The sequence below is a fragment of the Paenibacillus sp. FSL H8-0332 genome (assembly GCF_037963835.1).
Lineage (GTDB): Bacteria > Bacillota > Bacilli > Paenibacillales > Paenibacillaceae > Paenibacillus_AQ > Paenibacillus_AQ rhizoplanae.
In genome coordinates this window covers 1,009,136-1,026,649 of the sequence record NZ_CP150145.1, presented here as the reverse complement: position 1 = coordinate 1,026,649, position 17,514 = coordinate 1,009,136, and the positions used below count along the sequence as shown (strand labels likewise).

Annotated in this window: 20 protein-coding genes and 3 tRNA genes; 2 read left to right on the top strand and 21 right to left on the bottom strand. The window is 50.4% G+C overall.

Features of this window, described 5'->3' with window-relative positions; translation table 11 throughout:
- From NST43_RS04520 to NST43_RS04495, 6 genes are all read right to left on the bottom strand, one after another.
- On the bottom strand, positions 1-801 hold the full coding sequence (locus NST43_RS04520) for a type II secretion system F family protein (RefSeq protein WP_339222808.1): 801 nt from the start codon (positions 799-801) through the stop codon (positions 1-3).
- 53 nt (positions 802-854) lie between these two features.
- Positions 855-2,126 (bottom strand): CpaF family protein, encoded by a 1,272-nt coding sequence (locus tag NST43_RS04515; RefSeq protein WP_339222806.1) that lies wholly within the window; start codon positions 2,124-2,126, stop codon positions 855-857.
- The gene (locus NST43_RS04510) at positions 2,123-3,283 is read right to left on the bottom strand and encodes a hypothetical protein (RefSeq protein WP_339222805.1); all 1,161 of its coding nucleotides are present in this window, start codon (positions 3,281-3,283) and stop codon (positions 2,123-2,125) included. Before NST43_RS04510 ends, NST43_RS04515 begins: the two co-directional genes overlap by 4 nt.
- Before the next feature lie 196 nt (positions 3,284-3,479).
- A complete protein-coding gene (locus NST43_RS04505) occupies positions 3,480-3,878 on the bottom strand; it encodes a thiol-disulfide oxidoreductase DCC family protein (RefSeq protein ID WP_209991730.1) in 399 nt (132 codons plus the stop codon).
- Positions 3,879-4,006: 128 nt separating this feature from the next.
- Positions 4,007-4,285, bottom strand: a complete 279-nt coding sequence (locus tag NST43_RS04500; RefSeq protein WP_036697149.1) for a hypothetical protein — start codon at positions 4,283-4,285, stop codon at positions 4,007-4,009.
- 278 nt (positions 4,286-4,563) lie between these two features.
- Positions 4,564-4,998, bottom strand: coding sequence for an organic hydroperoxide resistance protein (locus NST43_RS04495; protein WP_036697152.1), 435 nt, complete (start codon positions 4,996-4,998; stop codon positions 4,564-4,566).
- A gap of 170 nt (positions 4,999-5,168) precedes the next feature.
- Between NST43_RS04495 and NST43_RS04490 the strand changes: the two genes are divergently transcribed.
- Positions 5,169-5,648 (top strand): glutathione peroxidase, encoded by a 480-nt coding sequence (locus tag NST43_RS04490; RefSeq protein WP_036697153.1) that lies wholly within the window; start codon positions 5,169-5,171, stop codon positions 5,646-5,648.
- 119 nt (positions 5,649-5,767) lie between these two features.
- On the opposite strand, the gene NST43_RS04485 is transcribed toward NST43_RS04490, so the two are convergent.
- Together NST43_RS04485 and NST43_RS04480 are read right to left on the bottom strand one after the other, a co-directional pair.
- Positions 5,768-5,850 (bottom strand) — tRNA-Leu (locus tag NST43_RS04485).
- Between the two features lie 83 nt (positions 5,851-5,933).
- A complete protein-coding gene (locus tag NST43_RS04480) occupies positions 5,934-6,296 on the bottom strand; it encodes a helix-turn-helix domain-containing protein (RefSeq protein WP_209991661.1) in 363 nt (120 codons plus the stop codon).
- 146 nt (positions 6,297-6,442) lie between these two features.
- Between NST43_RS04480 and NST43_RS04475 the strand changes: the two genes are divergently transcribed.
- Complete coding sequence (locus NST43_RS04475) at positions 6,443-6,640, top strand: hypothetical protein (RefSeq protein WP_036697411.1); 198 nt, start codon at positions 6,443-6,445, stop codon at positions 6,638-6,640.
- A 144-nt stretch (positions 6,641-6,784) separates the two neighbouring features.
- Here the strand turns inward: NST43_RS04475 and NST43_RS04470 are convergent, their stop codons facing one another.
- The 13 genes from NST43_RS04470 to NST43_RS04410 form a co-directional block, all read right to left on the bottom strand.
- Complete coding sequence (locus NST43_RS04470; protein ID WP_339222801.1) at positions 6,785-7,057, bottom strand: hypothetical protein; 273 nt, start codon at positions 7,055-7,057, stop codon at positions 6,785-6,787.
- A 58-nt stretch (positions 7,058-7,115) separates the two neighbouring features.
- Entirely contained in the window at positions 7,116-7,658 is a 543-nt protein-coding gene (locus tag NST43_RS04465; protein ID WP_339222799.1) for a GNAT family protein, read from the bottom strand.
- A gap of 302 nt (positions 7,659-7,960) precedes the next feature.
- Positions 7,961-8,323: a ChbG/HpnK family deacetylase gene (locus NST43_RS04460; protein ID WP_339222798.1), complete on the bottom strand. Its 363-nt coding sequence runs from the start codon at positions 8,321-8,323 to the stop codon at positions 7,961-7,963.
- A 464-nt stretch (positions 8,324-8,787) separates the two neighbouring features.
- Positions 8,788-8,870 (bottom strand) — tRNA-Leu (locus NST43_RS04455).
- Between the two features lie 4 nt (positions 8,871-8,874).
- Positions 8,875-8,949: transfer RNA gene (locus NST43_RS04450), tRNA-Glu, on the bottom strand.
- A 142-nt stretch (positions 8,950-9,091) separates the two neighbouring features.
- Positions 9,092-10,225 carry an alanine dehydrogenase gene (gene ald / locus NST43_RS04445; RefSeq protein ID WP_339222796.1) on the bottom strand — a complete coding sequence of 378 codons (1,134 nt, stop codon included), beginning with the start codon at positions 10,223-10,225 and terminating at the stop codon, positions 9,092-9,094.
- Between the two features lie 177 nt (positions 10,226-10,402).
- The gene (locus tag NST43_RS04440; protein WP_339222795.1) at positions 10,403-11,599 is read right to left on the bottom strand and encodes an ABC transporter substrate-binding protein; all 1,197 of its coding nucleotides are present in this window, start codon (positions 11,597-11,599) and stop codon (positions 10,403-10,405) included.
- A 75-nt stretch (positions 11,600-11,674) separates the two neighbouring features.
- Complete coding sequence (locus tag NST43_RS04435; protein WP_339222794.1) at positions 11,675-12,376, bottom strand: ABC transporter ATP-binding protein; 702 nt, start codon at positions 12,374-12,376, stop codon at positions 11,675-11,677.
- 4 nt (positions 12,377-12,380) lie between these two features.
- Positions 12,381-13,163: an ABC transporter ATP-binding protein gene (locus NST43_RS04430; protein WP_339222793.1), complete on the bottom strand. Its 783-nt coding sequence runs from the start codon at positions 13,161-13,163 to the stop codon at positions 12,381-12,383.
- Complete coding sequence (locus NST43_RS04425; RefSeq protein WP_339222791.1) at positions 13,132-14,100, bottom strand: branched-chain amino acid ABC transporter permease; 969 nt, start codon at positions 14,098-14,100, stop codon at positions 13,132-13,134. The genes NST43_RS04430 and NST43_RS04425 overlap by 32 nt, the downstream gene beginning before the upstream one ends.
- 12 nt (positions 14,101-14,112) lie before the next feature.
- Complete coding sequence (locus NST43_RS04420) at positions 14,113-15,018, bottom strand: branched-chain amino acid ABC transporter permease (protein WP_209991668.1); 906 nt, start codon at positions 15,016-15,018, stop codon at positions 14,113-14,115.
- A gap of 442 nt (positions 15,019-15,460) precedes the next feature.
- On the bottom strand, positions 15,461-16,543 hold the full coding sequence (locus NST43_RS04415; protein WP_339222790.1) for a Gfo/Idh/MocA family oxidoreductase: 1,083 nt from the start codon (positions 16,541-16,543) through the stop codon (positions 15,461-15,463).
- 12 nt (positions 16,544-16,555) lie between these two features.
- Positions 16,556-17,479 (bottom strand): helix-turn-helix domain-containing protein, encoded by a 924-nt coding sequence (locus NST43_RS04410; protein WP_339222789.1) that lies wholly within the window; start codon positions 17,477-17,479, stop codon positions 16,556-16,558.
- Positions 17,480-17,514: the final 35 nt, after the last annotated feature.

Sequence of the window (17,514 nt, the reverse complement as noted above, 5' to 3'; positions counted from 1 at the left end):
TCACAGCGGAATATCCATGATCTTATTCGTCCAGAGATAACAGAGGAACAGCGCAATCAGCGCCAGTGTAGACACCGCTATTCCTGCACCTGTGTACATAGGTTCCATATAGTCTCCGGCGCTCAGACTCATGAACATCACCATCATCAGCGGAGAGACCAGCAGCGCCTTCGCCTCGAATTTCTTCTGGGCTATACTGACCGCTATATCCTGCTGGATATCCAGTTTCTCGCCGATGATGGATGATGTGCAGCGTACGATCTCTACCAGATCCCCGCCGGTTCGCTTGCAGACCATGAATACATCTGCGAAGCGCTCCACATCCTCCATTCCTGCTCTTTTGCTGAATTCGTACAGCGCATCTTCAATCGGCTCCCCGTTCTCCATCCGGGCACAGATGATATTCAGCTCAGAGATCATGTCACTTGCGCCCTCCGGGTCAAGCATCCGCAGGTCCTGCACGGCTTCCCGGAAGGCATTCTCCACCGAACGTCCGGCAGAGAGCGACGAAGAGAGTGAGAACAGCATCTGCTTGAATTGCAGATTCAGCGCAGCCCGGCGGCGCTGCAGCAGATATTCGCGCAGCAGCCGCGGCCCATAGGCGCTTCCGGGGACAAGCAGTACAGCCAGGAGCAGCCGGTGATAGAACAGGTAACCAATACCGAACAACAAGGCTCCGGCACCCAGAATGACCATCATTCTTTGCAGGGAGGTCAACTCGTATACGGTATAATCCGGCAACAGCATCTGCTCTCCCCCTTGAGATGCGCCAACCGGCAGTACGGGCGATGTCCTCTTCATGATCCCTTTGCTTCGCCTTACAGGGAGATGCCGGTCTCTCTTCTTCATGACGTTCAAGGTACATTCTCCTCCCTAGCAGAGCTTCTACTCTCATACTGCTTGAGCGGATAATCAAGGATTCCGGCCATCCGCAGCTTGTCTGTATGCAGAAGCGGATGGCCGCAGACCTCAAGCCTCCCCTGCACCCGGCCATCCTGTTCGCCTGATTCCCGAAATTCATATAGGGGATTCAGAATGACTTCACCACTGCGTATACCAGCAACTTCACTGATCTCCATCACCCGCCGTGAACGGTCACGCAGCCGTGACAGATGCACGAATATATTGATCGCTGAGCTAATCTGCTGACGGACGACGGTTACCGGCAGATCGGCAGCGCTAAGCACCATTGTCTCCAGCCGGCTGAGCATGTCCAGCGCACTATTCGAATGCCCCGTTGACAACGAACCGTCATGCCCGGTGTTCATCGCCTGCAGCATATCCAGACATTCAGCTCCCCGCACCTCGCCGACGACAATACGGTTCGGCCGCATCCGCAGCGAGGTGCGGATCAAGTCACGAATGGTGATCTCCCCCCGCCCCTCTGTGTTGGCATTCCGGGTCTCCAGGGAGACCAGATTCGGAACCGTAACGATCTGCAGCTCTGCCGAATCCTCCACCGTAATGACACGCTCCTGCGGCGGGATGAACTGCGATAGAGCATTCAGAAAGGTTGTTTTGCCCGAGCCAGTACCGCCGCTGATGAAAATATTGTATTTGGCAGTAACCAGAATCTGCAGCAACTCAGCTGCTTCCTCCGAGAGCGCCTCACGCCTTACCAGCTCCGCCATCGTCATCGGTGTCTCCGGGAATTTGCGGATGGTCATGGCCGGACCCTTCAGCGCTGCAGGCGGCAGTACGATATTGACACGCGAGCCGTCCTGCAGCCGCGCATCCACAATCGGCGAGGATTCATTGACCACACGGTTGACGCCGGAGACGATAATCTGAATGATATCCTCCAGCCTGCTCCCCGATTCAAAAGCCAGCGGCAGCCTGCGGATCATGCCCTCTTCCTCAATAAAAATCTCCTCATGGCTATTGATCATAATCTCGGTAATCGCCGGATTATCCACCAGCGGCTGGAGAATATCCAGCCCCCGGAAGGAATCGAATAGCTTCTTCACCAGCTCGTGCTTCTCCTGGGCAGTCAGGAGGCGTAATTGCTCCCGCTCCAGAATTATCCGTTCGATATAAGCAGCCAGCTCATCATTCCCGATGACCGAAGTAACATCCAGCCCTGCACGGATGTCGCTGCGCAGGGCGCGGAACGTCTCTTCATTCATACAGGAATCCCGGTGAACACCCCAGGCAATTCAGGCTCTACTATAGCTCTGGAGAGCTGCTGAATGCCGTCAATGAATTGGGGAGAGCTTAGGCAGAGTTCTCCATAATGCTGTAACCCCCAGGATGGAATATACGGAAGTACAGCATCCAGCCGGAGTACTGCGGATAGCGGCCGATCATTCTCGACTCCGGTGCAGCCGTTCATTACGAATCGGCTCCTGTTCACCAGCTCGGGCTGCATGCCGGAGTGCGGACTTGCAATATAATCCAGCCAGCGTTCGGTTTTGCGGATACTGGCCTGGTCATTCTTCAGCACCCACAGCAGAACGCCGCATCTGTTCAGAACAGCCTGGGCCCGCTCCTCCTCAATAGCGCCGGTGTCTACAATAACCACATCATAGCTCCCGGCTCCGGCAAGCCCCTCCAATAGATCCAGTGTGTCCTGCCGGGACATCTGGAGCATCTCTTTGAAGTTCTCCACAGGCCGGAAGGCATCACACCGCAGACTATCATGTCTGAACGCATAATCAGTCCATTTCGGCTGCCCTCTTCCCCCCTTATTCTCTGCTCCTCCGGCCTTAAGCTCATATAAGAGCCGCTCCAGACCGGGAACATGGCTCCCCGGCATCCGCAGGATGAATCCGCTGCTGTCCACACTCTCCAGATTAAGATAGAACACAGACAGGCCGACCGCTCCAAGCTGCTTCGCCAGGTTCAACGCTACCGTTGTTTTTCCGCTGCCGCCGCTGGCCGAGACGATCCCGAGCAGCAGCGTTGCTTCCTTAGGCAGAGCAGCCGTCCGGACCCGCTTCAGATCACTCAGCTGGAGAATCGCTTCCAACAGCGACGGTAGTGCCTGATACTTGGCAATATGCCTTCCCCCCGCCAGATCCCGGCCATTCGGCAATTCACCGCCTTCGCTTAAGACTGCCCAGGGAACTGTACTTCTCCCTTCCACCAGCCAGGCTTCAATGAAAGCGGGGTCACCGGCAACCGCATCCGGCAGCTCGTCACCTGTCATAAATTCCATAAAAGCGTCCAGTCTGCTGAAAGCCGTAATCCGCAGCATCTCCCCATATTCGCTATGATGAAGGTAATGAAGCAGCGGTTCAATATATTGGCTCTCCCTAACTGCAAGCACGATTCTTGCCGTCATGAACTCCTCCTCCTCTCTTGAATACATAGGAAAAAGAACAGCAAAAAAAGCACCGCCAATAACCGTGAATACGGTCATTGAACGGTGCTTCCGTTACTGTTCCTGTAATTTACTGCTATAGTAGCATATATATAAGAAGTCAGCAATATCTTTTTCACCACTATTTGAGAGAATCCCTCAGAATCCCCCTTACCAGCTACAGAAATCTGCGCTTCATATCCGGTGTCGGCAGCAGACACTGCTCATCCCGGCCGAACCAGCGGTAGCGGTTCCTGGCCACAATCCTGTACATAGCGTTACGCAGCGGCCCTGGAATCAGGATGAACACATAGGCGGCGGGCCACGGGAACCGGAGTCTACGGGCAATCCGCAGCACTGCTGCCGATTTCGTATAATACTTGCCGTCCTCTATCAGTACCACAGTGTCTAATTGCTGCTCGGGCAGACCGCCTGCCTTAAGCAGTTCCCGGGCCGCTTCACTCTGCAAGGAGGCGAATTTGAAGTGCGCCTTGGGATCACGCGGAATAATGAACCGGACAATTCCCTGGCACAGATGACAGACCCCATCAATTAGCACAATAGATTCCCCCTGCATTTCCTTCCGCTCCTCAGCCACATCCACCGCCCCCTTCCTCTTAATCTTAGTGTACCCTTCATCTCCCCTTTTGAAAAAAAACAAAAAACGCGGGATAGCTCCCGCGCCTACAACGTCCGTACGTCTAATTATTCAGCAATTGCTTTGTTAATCCATTCGTCCCCGGTCATTTGCCCTTCGAAATCAGCAGTGAAGGAATCCATGCATTTGCAAATGAAATCTTTGCGGCATACCGGACAAGGAGTCTTGAGCAGACGGCTGATGTTCGTCATTTTCCATTCCGGAAACCGGTTGTAGAACGCGCGGCACTCCGTTCCGTCAGCAAGCTTGATAATGAACTCATACAATCCTTCCTTATCATTGCTGCTGGCTTTGGTCACATTCGTAATACTCGGTTTGTAAGACATCTTCATCACCCATTATTTAAATTTTTGGTAGTTAATAGCACGCGCGACATTAACAGATACTTAGACATATTAAAGAATTTCCGGGGTGATGTCAACCAAAGTACAGGCTCTGCACGCTATTTACCATACTTCCGGCCTTCTCCGACTCTATTTAGCCATTATTCCCATCTTTGTCCATTCCTACCCGTGTTTCTGCGCTCAACATAATGTAAGACCAGACATCCAATGTCTGGTCTTACAGATAACCATTCTATTCAATCGAACATTGTTATCTATTTCTACAGAACGTTCAGTTCAACCTCAATATTTCCGCGAGTCGCCTTGGAGTACGGGCAGAAGTCATGGGCTTTCTTAGCCAGATCCTCTGCCACAGAGCGCTCAATGCCCGGCAGCTTCACATCCAGCTTCACAGCCAGCTTGAAGCCTCCGTCGCTCTCGTCCTTGCCGATCAGCACATTCGAGGTAATCTCGACATCCTGCAGCTTTACGCCTTCTTTACGGGCAATATTAGCAAGAGCACTCTCATAACACGCACCATAACCCGCCGCGAACAGCTGCTCCGGATTTGTCCCTGCACCACCAGGACCTCCAAGCTCCTTCGGGATTTTGAGATCATGCTTCAGCGCTCCGTCGGACGATTCCACCGAACCTTCACGGCCTCCGCGAACCTTGGCTGAAGCTGTATATAGGGGTTTTAATTTCAATGTACTCATTTTTAACTCTCTCCTTTTTAACACAATTTTTGTAAGAACACTTACCCTTAACTTAAACAACCTCACATTTTTGAAACGACCCGGCAGATTGTTACCTTTTAAAACTTGCTTCCGGCGGTGAATAGTGTACAATTAAATTGTGATAAATCAATGTTCGGGAGGAATCATTCATGAATGTCCATGATTTTGAAGCCAACACCCTGCGGGGCCAGGAAGAATCACTTTCCAAGTACAAAGGCAAGGTTCTGCTCGTCGTGAATACAGCCAGCAAGTGCGGACTTACCCCGCAATATAAGGGTCTCCAGGAAGTGTACGATAAATTCAAAGACCGCGGTTTTGAGATTCTGGGCTTCCCCAGCAACCAGTTTGCCGGACAGGAGCCGGGTGAGAGCGAGGATATTGCCGAGTTCTGCGAAATCAATTACGGTGTATCCTTCCCGATGTACGAGAAAATCAATGTCAAAGGCGCCGACGCCCATCCCCTGTTCAAGTATCTGACAAAAGAGGCACCTGGGGTACTCGGCTCGAAGAGTATCAAATGGAACTTCACCAAATTCCTGGTGGACCAAGAAGGCCGTGTGCTGAAGCGGTTCGCCCCGCAGACAACACCGGATCAGATCGAAGAGGATATCGAGAAGCTGCTGCGCTAGAGCGGGTTCAACAAAAACACCCTTCATACCCGGATTAACTCCGTGCGAAGGGTGTTTTTGCGTTCAAAAAAAGCCGAAACCCTTGAATGATCAAGGATCTCGGCTTTTATGAAAAAATATGCGGTAGAGAGGACTCGAACCTCCACGGGTATACACCCACTACCCCCTCAAGATAGCGTGTCTGCCATTCCACCACTACCGCGCGGTGTGTCTAACGTTGAAGAATTGTTTGAGGCCAACATTCAATATTATAAATCGGTTGCGCTCAAAAGTAAAGATGCCTGCTCAAGAATTTTCGTTCGTATCCTTATCCTTGCGGTACTTGGTGAAGGCCAGATATTCCTTAATAAAGTTCTTTTCCTCCGGCAGCAATTCCTCGGTTTGGCAATTCAATTGCCGCATTTGGCCAAAAAAATAATCCTCGCCGCTTTCCTGAATCGTCTGGGGCTGTTTGCCCAGGATCAGCCAATCCAAGCTCACATGAAAAAATGCAGCAATCTCAATCAGCTTATGTGTGCCAGGTGTAGATTTGCCACGCTTCCAGTCTCCCATATTGCCAGTGCTGATTCCGAGCTGCGCACAAAAGGATTTCTTCGTAATTCCTTGCCGTTTGATCAATAATTCAATACGTTCATAGATGGATTGCATCAGCCAACTGCCTCCCCCAAAAATATAATACGTAAAAACGTTATTTTTTATTGAAAAATGACGTAAAAAAGTATATAATTAACTATTATTATATCTTTACCTATTTTATATCATACCGGCTGGATAGTCGATACGAGGTGAGCAATCTGAACAGCAAACGCCCAATTACTGCCTACGGCTGGGCCATTAAGCAACGTCTGGCAGAACTGCACTTGGACCAGAAGAAATTCTGTGAATTACACGACATCCCACCCTATCGGCTGTCCAACCTGATTCACGGCACACGCAAAGCAGACAGATACCGCCGTCAAGTCGCAGAGTTGTTGAACCTGCCGCCATCTTAATTCCAGTTGGGGCAGCAGTTCTCCATAAGTGAGAAGTCTTGGTATTATTCTTTTCGTAACTACTGTTATTCCACCTGATCCTGGTAAAATCCTTCTTTTCCCGCGCACACCACTCCATCTGCATAAAAAACTCACCGGCTGGCATTATCCAAGACTGCCGTCCGGTGAGTCGTTAACATCGTAATTTTTATGAAAATATGCTTCTGAACACCACCGGATCATACTCTCCCGCTCTTGCTCATGCAGCTTGACCAATTGATTCAGAACGAAGATCCTCTGCACCATATCCTCAGCAAAACGCAGTTGATTTCTGTAATAATCAATTTCCCTTTGATAGGCCGAGTACTCTCCGTTGTTATGGGCAGAGTAAGCTTTTAACAATCGAAGGTGAAGATCATAGATCTCAGAGTAATTCATTACCGTAGACTACCTCCCAATAAGGCGTTTACTAGTATTGTCTCCAAGATTGATAGGATTATACGATAAAACTCCACTCTTCATTTAAAATCGCATACTGGTACGCATCATGCCATATAGGCTGCCCGTCATCTGTTCTTTTGAAAAAGGCTTTTTTCTTGAAGTGCCCTTCACGGCGCATATTCAATCGCTCCAGCAATCTCCAGGAAGACGCATTCTCAGGATTACACATAGCCACCACCCGATGAATTCCTAATTCTTTAAACCCATATTCTAAAATCCTTTGGCAAGCTTCAGTGGCATAGCCTTTTCCATAATAATTAGGGTTGAAGATGTAACCTATCATCCATGTTTTAAATTCAGCAGGCTCTTGTTGCCCAAAATAAACATGACCGATCATTTTATTGGTCTCCTTCAAGCTAACTGCCCAGAAACAATCTCCTTCCGCACGTTCCCTGGCCATATTCTTGCATTCCTCTTCACTGCTTACACCGCCCGGCTCGTATTTCAGCACCTGCTCCAATGACAAATACTCGTGTAAATCGCTCCAATTGTGTTCTGAAAATTCACGAACAATTAGCCTTTCCGTTTCCAGTAACATAGGATCTCCCTTTCATCCATCTTCGTTTCTTCCATTCTAAAGGTTTCAGGTAATTGTCACCAGCTAGCTTAATATTTTTAGTAGCGTGAGCAACTGTCTCTTCATTTTTTCATATTCTACGGGCTTATTGCAGTATGGCAAAGAAATAACATCATCAATTAAAAAGATCCCACGTTTTCTTCCTGAATTAATTCTAATGCGAAAAGTTTCTTTTTGCTTGTTATTAAAAAATGGTTGTTCAATTATTCTTGTTGGTAAGTTAAAGGGGAGACGATATTTCTCGCATAGATCAAAGGTTATTTCTAGAAAATTTCAATTCTGACTTCATCATCAGCATTTTTTTCTATGTACGAAATATCATTATGGAAATTACCATCCTTATTAATTAGACTTTTCAATGGCCTTTCTTGAAATACTGGACTATATGAATGATTCTCATCACTTGTTAAGGTAAGATGAATCCCGATATTATCTAGGACTTTTTGATTACTTAATTCAAGGGCTTCCCGCGCTGCTGGACAGGGAAACATTATAGATGTTGAGGTTATAGCTTGTTGTTCAAATAAACTAACAATCGCTTCATTAGTTCCCTTAGTTATTCCGAAATCATCAGCATTAATAATTAATAAACGGTCATCTGAAGAAAAACCTAATTTGCTTATCATAAAAATCTCCACCTTGATAAGTTTTTTTGCAATCATAAAAGAAAAACAGTAGGGATACAAAACACATTGTCATGTGCGTATCGCTACTGTTTAGTTTCAAAAAAACTAAATACAAATTAACCCTAACGGGTGAATGATGCTGATGCCTTCCCTCAGCGGCCGCTTGTATAGAGAATTGTTGCACTTCTTGCAAGAATTCATCTATACCGATTACTCAATGAAGTACAATGTTGCATGATTTGCACAAATTTCGGTGGTTAGATCAAGTTAGCACTGGATTTGTTGTATTTTGTGCAGGATTTCAGCATAGACCGCCCTCTATGGAGCAGTATTGTTGCATTTCTTGCATCATTCCTCAATCAATGTTACTGGCTGTGGGGCATGAACCCCTTCCCCCGGCGCAGCAGCTAACACAAAAAAGCAAAGACCCTTGGATAACCAAAGGTCTCTGCTCATTCCTATTATGCGGTAGAGAGGACTCGAACCTCCACGGGTATACACCCACTACCCCCTCAAGATAGCGTGTCTGCCATTCCACCACTACCGCATATTGGTGACTCGTATGGGATTCGAACCCATGTTACCTCCGTGAAAGGGAGGTGTCTTAACCCCTTGACCAACGAGCCAAATTTGAAGTTTTTCTTCGTGACAACAAAAATGAGTATATCAAACCTTAATCCATTTGACAAGCCTTTTTTTGAAGGTCAATTTTCCCGGAAAATACGGGGAGAACTACAGTATGCATTCTCTGCTTCTCCCCTCTTAAGATCAATTCCCCCCGCCCGCAGCCAGCACCTGGATTCCATCCGCATATTCATACCCCAGACTGCCGGCCACCGCAGCATTGGTCACCTGTCCAGCTACCACATTCAGGCCGCGCGCAAGCGCCGCGTTCTTCACCGCAGCCTCATGGATGCCACGGTTAGCAATCTGCAGCGCATAGGGGATCGTCACATTGGTCAGCGCCAGTGTCGAGGTCCGGGCGACCGCTCCAGGCATGTTGGCTACGGCGTAATGGACTACGCCATGCTTCACATACGTCGGGTTCTCATGGGTGGTGATCCGGTCAATGGTCTCAATCGACCCGCCCTGATCAATCGCAACATCCACGATGACAGAGCCTTCTTCCATCTGCTTCACCATATACTCCTTAACCAGCTTCGGGGCGCGGGCACCAGGAATCAGCACTGCCCCAATCAGCAGATCCGCCCGGCGCACAGCCTGCTCCAGATGATAGGAATCCGACATCACGGTCACCAGCCGTCCGCCAAAAATATCATCCAACGCGCGCAGACGGCCCGCATTCAGATCCAGCACGGTGACGCGCGCCCCCATGCCCAGCGCGATCTTCGCGGCATTGGTGCCAACGATTCCACCGCCGACAATGACAACCTCACCCGGCTGTACACCAGGTACCCCGCCCAGCAGAACGCCTTTGCCGCCATGCGGCTTCTCCAGCAGCCCGGCACCAATCTGCACCGCCATGCGTCCGGCGACCTCACTCATCGGAATCAGCAGCGGCAGCGAGCCGTCTTCAAGCTGAATCGTCTCATAGCCCACGGCGGTTACACCGCTATCCACCAGTGCCTTGGTCAGCTCCGCTTCAGGTGCCAGATGCAGATAAGTGAAGAGAATCAAGCCTTTGCGGAAATAACCGTACTCCTCCGGCAGCGGCTCCTTCACCTTGATGATCATCTCTGCCCTGCCCCAGACCTCAGCAGCTGTATCCAGAATCACTGCACCTTTATCTGAGTACTCCTTGTCACCCATGCCGCTGCCTGCTCCGGCAGAAGCTTGGATATATACTTCATGACCTGCCTTCCGGAGTGCTTCCACCCCGGCCGGCGTGATGGCGACGCGGTTCTCGTTATTCTTAATTTCTGCGGGTACGCCAATAATCATGCCGATTCCCCCTCAAAGTTGTTCTAGTATAGTCAACATTGTATCCCTGTAAGATGCGAAAAGAAAGGCTCCCATTCGGGGCCTTCCTCTTCACGGTTAAGGTGAGGCAAGAGGCTCCCTGGCCTCCTGCGGACCGGCTCCCCGTTCCCTTCACCTCAGTATATGCAATTTCGCAGCTTAAGGATTAACCTTGGTTTCGAAGGTTTGCTTCCCGTCCACGAATTTCAGCACAACTGCGGCTTTGACCGGGTCATGCTTGTCGTTCAGGGTGATTTTGCCTGTAGCGAGCTGCAGATCCTTAGTCGCTGCCAGTGCTTCTGTAATCTTGACCGGATCAGCTTCACCCGCACGGGTAATCGCATCAGCCACCAGCTTCAGGGCATCATAGCCCAGGGCCGCCATACCATCGGGAACCGCTCCGCCGTTAGCCTTTTTATAGGCATCCACGAAGCTGGTTACTTCAGGAGCTGTATCTTCAGGCGAGTAGTGATTGGACATGAACGTGTTTTCCAGCGCTTTGGCACCAGCGATTTCCGCCAGCTGCGGGGAATCCCAGCCATCGCCGCCGAGGAACGGAACGGTGATGCCCATCTCACGGGCCTGCTTCACAATTTTACCTACTTCTTCATAATAACCAGGCAGGTAGATGACATCCGGGTTCGCTGCTTTGATCCGGGTCAGAACTGCTTTGAAGTCCGAATCCTTCTGCTGGTAGGACTCCTGGCTCAGCACCTCGCCGCCTTTGGCCTTGAAGGTCTCTTCGAAGAACTTCTGCAGACCCTTGGAGTAGTCAGACGAAGTATCGGTATAGATGACAGCCGTCTTAGCCTTCAGGGAATCGAGTGCAAAGTTAGCCATTACCTCACCCTGGAACGGATCGATGAACGCCGCGCGGAACACATATTCATTGACATTGCCGCTGCGCTCATCCACAGTAACCTTCGGATTGGTAGCCCCTACCGAGACGAGCGGAATCTTTTTCTCCGTAGCTACCGGAACGATCCCCAGCGTGTTGGTCGAAGTGGATGCGCCGATAATGGTCACGACCTTGTCACTCGTGATCAGCTTCTGTGCCGCCTGGGTAGCTTCTTCAGACTTCGATGCATTGTCTGCAACTACCAGCTCCAGCTGCTTGCCGAGTATACCGCCTTTGGCGTTGATCTCGTCAACCGCCAGCTTCGCGCCCTTGGATGCGGAGTCGCCGAAAGAAGCCTGACCGCCTGTGAGCTCAAGGTCAGCCCCGATCTTGATGGTGCCTCCGGCAGTGTTGCCGCCGCTTGCAGAGTTACCGCTGTTCTCTGTGTTGTTGCCGCAGCCGGATGCTAATACCGCAGTCAATACTGTCGACAAGATAATGGCCCCAATTTTCTTCATAGTTTCTCCCAGCCTCCTGATTATTTAGTTTATATATGTTGTTTCTGTGATGCTGTTGTAGGATGGATACCCTGCTTAGTGCCCGAGATAAGCCATTTTGATCTCATCGGAATCGGCCATTTCCTTGGCATCCCCTTCAAGCACTACCCGGCCTGTCTCCAGGACATAGGCGCGGTCGGCGATTTTGAGCGCCTGGTGCGCATTCTGCTCGACCAGCAGGACAGTGGTTCCGGCATCGTTGACTTCCTTGATAATCCGAAAAATATCCTGGACCAGCAGCGGCGCCAGCCCCATCGATGGTTCATCCAGCAGCAGCAGCTTCGGGTGGCCCATAATGGCACGCCCCATCGCCAGCATCTGCTGCTCCCCGCCGGATAAGGTTCCGGCCTGCTGTTTCTTGCGTTCAAGCAATCGCGGGAAGGTGCTATACACCTTCCCGAAGTCAGCAGCCAGGCTGCTTCCATCCTGCAGGTAAGCGCCTAATTCGAGATTCTCCTCGACCGACATATTAGCGAATACGCGCCGTCCTTCGGGACAATGGATCAGCCCTTCTTTGACAATCGCCTGTACACTTTGATTCACTATCGATTTATTCTGGAATTCAATACTTCCTGTCTTGGGCTTCAGCAGCCCCGAGAGCGTCTTGAGCAGCGTAGACTTGCCGGCGCCATTGGCACCGATTAGTGTCACAATCTCTCCCTGCTTCACGGTGATGCTAAGGTCCTTCAGGGCATGAATGGCCCCGTAATATACATTAATCCCTTGTACTGTAAGCATGGCGCTACGCCTCCTGTCCCAAATACGCTTCGATGACCTTCGGATTGTTGCGGATCTCCGCCGGCGTTCCGTCAGCGATCAGAATTCCGCGGTCCAGCACGTAGATGCGGCTGCAGACCCCCATCACCAGTGACATATCATGCTCGATCAGCAGAATGGTCAGGTCGAACTCCTCCCGGATCCAGGCGATCAGATTCATCAGGTCACGCGTCTCATTCGGGTTCATCCCGGCTGCTGGCTCATCGAGCAACAGCAGCTTGGGTCCGGCCGCAAGCGCCCGGGCAATCTCCAGACGCCGCTGATTCCCATAGCTCAGGTTGCTCGCTACCTCATCACTCTGGTCAGCCAGATTGAAAATTTTGAGAATATCCATCGCCTTCCGGGTAATCTCCTCTTCGCCCTGGAAATGCTTCGGCAGACGTAGCATCGAAGAGAACAACGAGTGCTTCGCATGCTGATGGAAGGCAATCTTAACGTTCTCCAGCACAGTCATAGCCGTGAACAGGCGGATGTTCTGGAACGTACGCGCAGCGCCTTTATGATTGATCTTGTAGGGCTTCATCCCGCCGATGGACTCATTATTCAAAAGAATGCTGCCCGACGATGGCGGGTACACTCCGGTTAACAGGTTGAACAGCGTGGTTTTACCGGCACCGTTGGGTCCGATCAGGCCAATCAGCTCGCCTTTATCAATATGAAGAGATACCTCGCTGACCGCCTTCAGTCCGCCGAAGGCCCGGCTGGCCGCTTTCACATCAAGGAGTACCGCTGCTCTCGATTGTGTCATTTGCCTTCGCCTCCTTTTTGCCGAACTTGCCAAATGAGAATTTGCTTACGCCAAGCAGGCCGCTCGGACGGAAGATCATCATCAGAATGAGCACAATCGAGTAGATAATCATGCGCCATTCCGGGAATTCACGTAAGTATGTGTACAGCAGGGTAACAAACACCGCACCCACGATAGAGCCCGCGGTACTGCCCAGCCCCCCGAGAACCACCATGACGATGATTTCAAAAGACTTCAGGAAGTTGAAGCTGCCCGGCGTAATGACATAGAACGTATGGGCCGACAGGCCGCCCGCCATTCCGGCAAACAGCGCACCGATGGTGAAGGCGATGATTTTGTAGCGTGTCGTATTAATCCCCATCGCCTCAGCGGCAATCTCATTCTCGCGGATCGCAATACAGGCCCGGCCGTGAGTAGATCTAATGAAGTTATTAATCAGTACGACTGAGATCAGAGTGAAGAAGAAGAGCATGGTCCAGGTGGTTTTGGCCGGAATACCGCTTAGCCCTGAAGCTCCGCCGACAAATTCCGTATTCAGCATAATGATGCGGATGATCTCACCGAACCCCAGCGTGGCAATAGCGAGATAGTCCCCGTTAAGCCGGAGCGTAGGCATCCCGATCAATACACCGAATACCGCTGCCAGCAGTCCGCCCGCAAGAATCGCAGGAATGAACGGCACATTGTAGTCAAGGGTAAGGATCGCCGACGTATACGCACCCACCGACATGAACCCGGCATGACCAATGGAGAACTGCCCGGTAATCCCGGTAATCAGGTTCAGCGACACCGCCAGCATGATATTAACCCCGATGAGCAGCAGCATAGACTGATTCACATCACTAAGAACTCCGGTTGTTAGAAGAACCTTTACGATTCCATAGAACGCAAGGGCGATCAGTATGCCCAGCCAGAACTTTTTATTTATCTTTTTCACGGCAGCTTCCCTCTACACTTTCTCCCGGACATTCTTGCCAAACAGTCCGGATGGTTTGAAGATAAGGATTAGAATCAGTACCGCAAAGGCTACACCGTCACGCCAGGAGGAGAACCCCAGCGAAGATATCTCTGTCTCAACCGTTCCCAGCAGCAATCCGCCGACGAGCGCCCCCGGAATACTTCCAATCCCTCCAAGCACTGCCGCGACAAAAGCCTTAAGCCCAGGCATTACGCCCATGAGAGGATCAACCGAATTGTACGTCATGCCGAAAATCACGCCCGCTGCAGCGGCAAGCGCCGAACCGATGGCGAAGGTGGCTGAAATGGTGCGGTCTACATTGATGCCCATCAGCCGCGCCGCTTCTACATCGAAGGATACGGCCCGCATAGCTTTTCCCGTCTTGGTATAACGAACGATATACTGCAGAACTAACATTAGAATAATGGTGGTCAATAGAATCATGATCTGATTGGATTCGACTTGGATAGAAGACCCGAAGAGATGATACTGCTTCTTATCCATAATATCCGGGAAGCCCTTGGCCTGCGGCCCGAGGATCAAGACTCCGGTATATTCGAGCAGGAAGGATACACCAATCGCAGTAATCAGCGCCGCAATCCGTGTGGACTTACGAAGTGGCTTATACGCCAGACGTTCAATAGTGATACCTAGCAGCGCACTGATCGTCATTGAGATTATCAGCGACAAGAGCAGTACAACGATCGGCGGCATTCCGGCATTCGCCAGGTATTTGGCACTGTACAGACCGATGAACGACCCTACCATAAATACATCACCATGTGCAAAATTAATCAGCTTGATAATACCGTACACCATTGTGTAACCAAGGGCGATCAGAGCGTAAATACTGCCTACGGATATTCCGTTTATTAGTTGCTGAATGAAGTACTCCATCGCCATCCCCTTCTCCCCATATTCATCGTAATACCCCTTTCTCTGTGCTGCTTCTCTATTCTTGGATTATGATGTCATTTATATTAACACAAGGTCAGAGGAACGTCACTAATAATTGTGGGAATTAATACAAAATTCAATAGTTGGTGTTATATTACATAACATGATATATGTAGGATTCGGTAGGTTATTGTAGGTTTACGAAAAATGCGCAGAAAACAGGAGAAAAACAGAGGATATTTAAGCAGGAATGTTTTAGAAGTTGTTTCCTTTTCTTATACAATACTTTTTTTCTGCGTAATTAATATAACATTTGTCTCTTTACAGCAGCATTCCTTCAATTAATTAAAGGGGTAACGGATTGAACCGGTAAATAAGCCGGCCCTCGATCATCGGGGGTCCGGCTTATTGTCAGATATAGTCTTGCAAGGGTCGTGTAGCGTTAGTCCAAATAGACCGCCTTCCCCGTCTGCGCCGATTCATAGATAGCCTCAAGTATCCGGGATACCACATAGGCCTGTTCAGGAGTCACGACCGGATCTTTATCCTGTTCGATTGCTTCGATCCACTTTCGCAGTTCCACATCCGTAGATTTCTCTTCTTTGCCTTCATAAAAGGCTACTCCCCCGGCACCAAGCTCAATCTCATTCGTGTATAGCTTGCTATGGTTTTCCCCATTAATCCTGAGACCGTTCTTCATGTCCGCTCCCGCTTCGGTTCCGCTTAAGCTGCACTTGGCTTCATCCACATCCAGCGAATTCAGCGCCCAGCTTGCTTCCAGCGTAATGGTCGCTCCATTCTCCATCACAATCATCCCGAACGCAGAGTCTTCCACGGTGAATTTCTTCGGGTCCCAGGGTCCCCAGGCATTGGCAGCGTCTTCTTTTTGTGAGAGCTCATGGTATTTGGTCCCCAGCACAACCTTCGGCTTGTAGTTGTCCATCATCCAGAGCGTCAGATCCAGCGCATGCGTTCCGATATCAATAAGCGGGCCGCCCCCCTGCTTCTCCTCATCCAGGAATACTCCCCAGGTCGGAACCGCTCTGCGCCGGATGGCATGTGCTTTGGCATAATAGATATGGCCGAGCTCGCCAGCTTCACAGACTTTTTTCAAATACTGGCTGTCTTGTCTGAACCGGTTGTCATACCCTATGGTCAGCTTCTTCCCTGTACGTCTCGCGGCTTCAGCCATACGTTTGGCGTCCGCCGCAGTTTTGGCCATGGGCTTCTCACACATCACATGTTTGCCCGCTTCCAAGGCCGCAATGGATATTTCCGCATGCGCATCATTGGGCGTAAGAACATGAACAATATCAATGGAAGCATCCTTCAATAATTCCTGATAGTCCATGTAGACAGCTGCTTCCGCACTGCCGAATTGTTCAGCAGCCGCTTCCGCCCGTTCCTTGATAATATCGCAAAAAGCCACCACTTGAACCTTATCCTGTCTGCTTAAGGCAGGCAAATGCTTCCCGTTCGCAATTCCTCCACAGCCGATAACTCCAACACGATACACTTTGCTCATAGTCTCTCATCCTCACTGTTCATGTATTTTTCGGGCCTTGCGGTATGCAGCCGGGGTCATGCCCAGCCGCTTGCGGAATACCGAATGCAGATAGGTCGCATTGGTGAACCCCTCAGACTCCGCGATGTGTTCGATCGACAGGCTGCTGGCTTCAAGCTTGCTGCACACCGCCTGCAACCGGATCTCTTCAAGAATCCGGCTGAAGGTCTGATCCGGATGGACCTGCTTAAAGATCCGCTGCAGCTGTCTGGAGCTGATATTCAGCTTCTCCGCAACATTCTCCAGCGTCACGGCTGATGAATAATTCGCTTCCATGTACTGAACGGCATATTGATAGCGGTAGGTCAACATATCCCGTACGGGTGCCGCAGCGCCCATCCCGCCTGTATCATAAGCTCTGGTTACCTTCAGCAAAATACTGATCACAAGATGCTTGATGGATGTGTAGTATCCCGCAAGCTTGCCGTCACAGGCTTCATAGGCCTCCAGAAAACACTTCATCGCCCTGTGATAATCCTGCGCAGGGATAAGCGGCAGCCTCCTCAGCTTCTCCACACATTCCTCTGCTTCCGCAACCTCCCATGGATCTGCATCGTCTCTGGGCTTCTCCGCAATATTGACATGCAGACATAACTCCTCCATCGACTCATCCGCATCCGCTTCCTGACGGTGCATGACTCCAGGTCCGGTCAAATAGAGCATTCCCTCCGATAGAGGATACCGCTGATCGCCAAGAATGACCGTTCCCTTGCCCCGCGGGATGAAATGAAATTCAAATTCAGCATGGTTATGGAAATCAATGACCTTACCCGGCGGAAAAGTGGTCAAATGAAACCGGAGCACTGAAATTTCATAATGTCCCCACAGGATGGAGATATCCAGCCGTTCCAGCAAATCCATCTTCTCAAACATAATCTCGAAGGGAAAAGGGCTCATGTTAACCTCCTGCTTGAGCTGCGCTCTGTACCCGG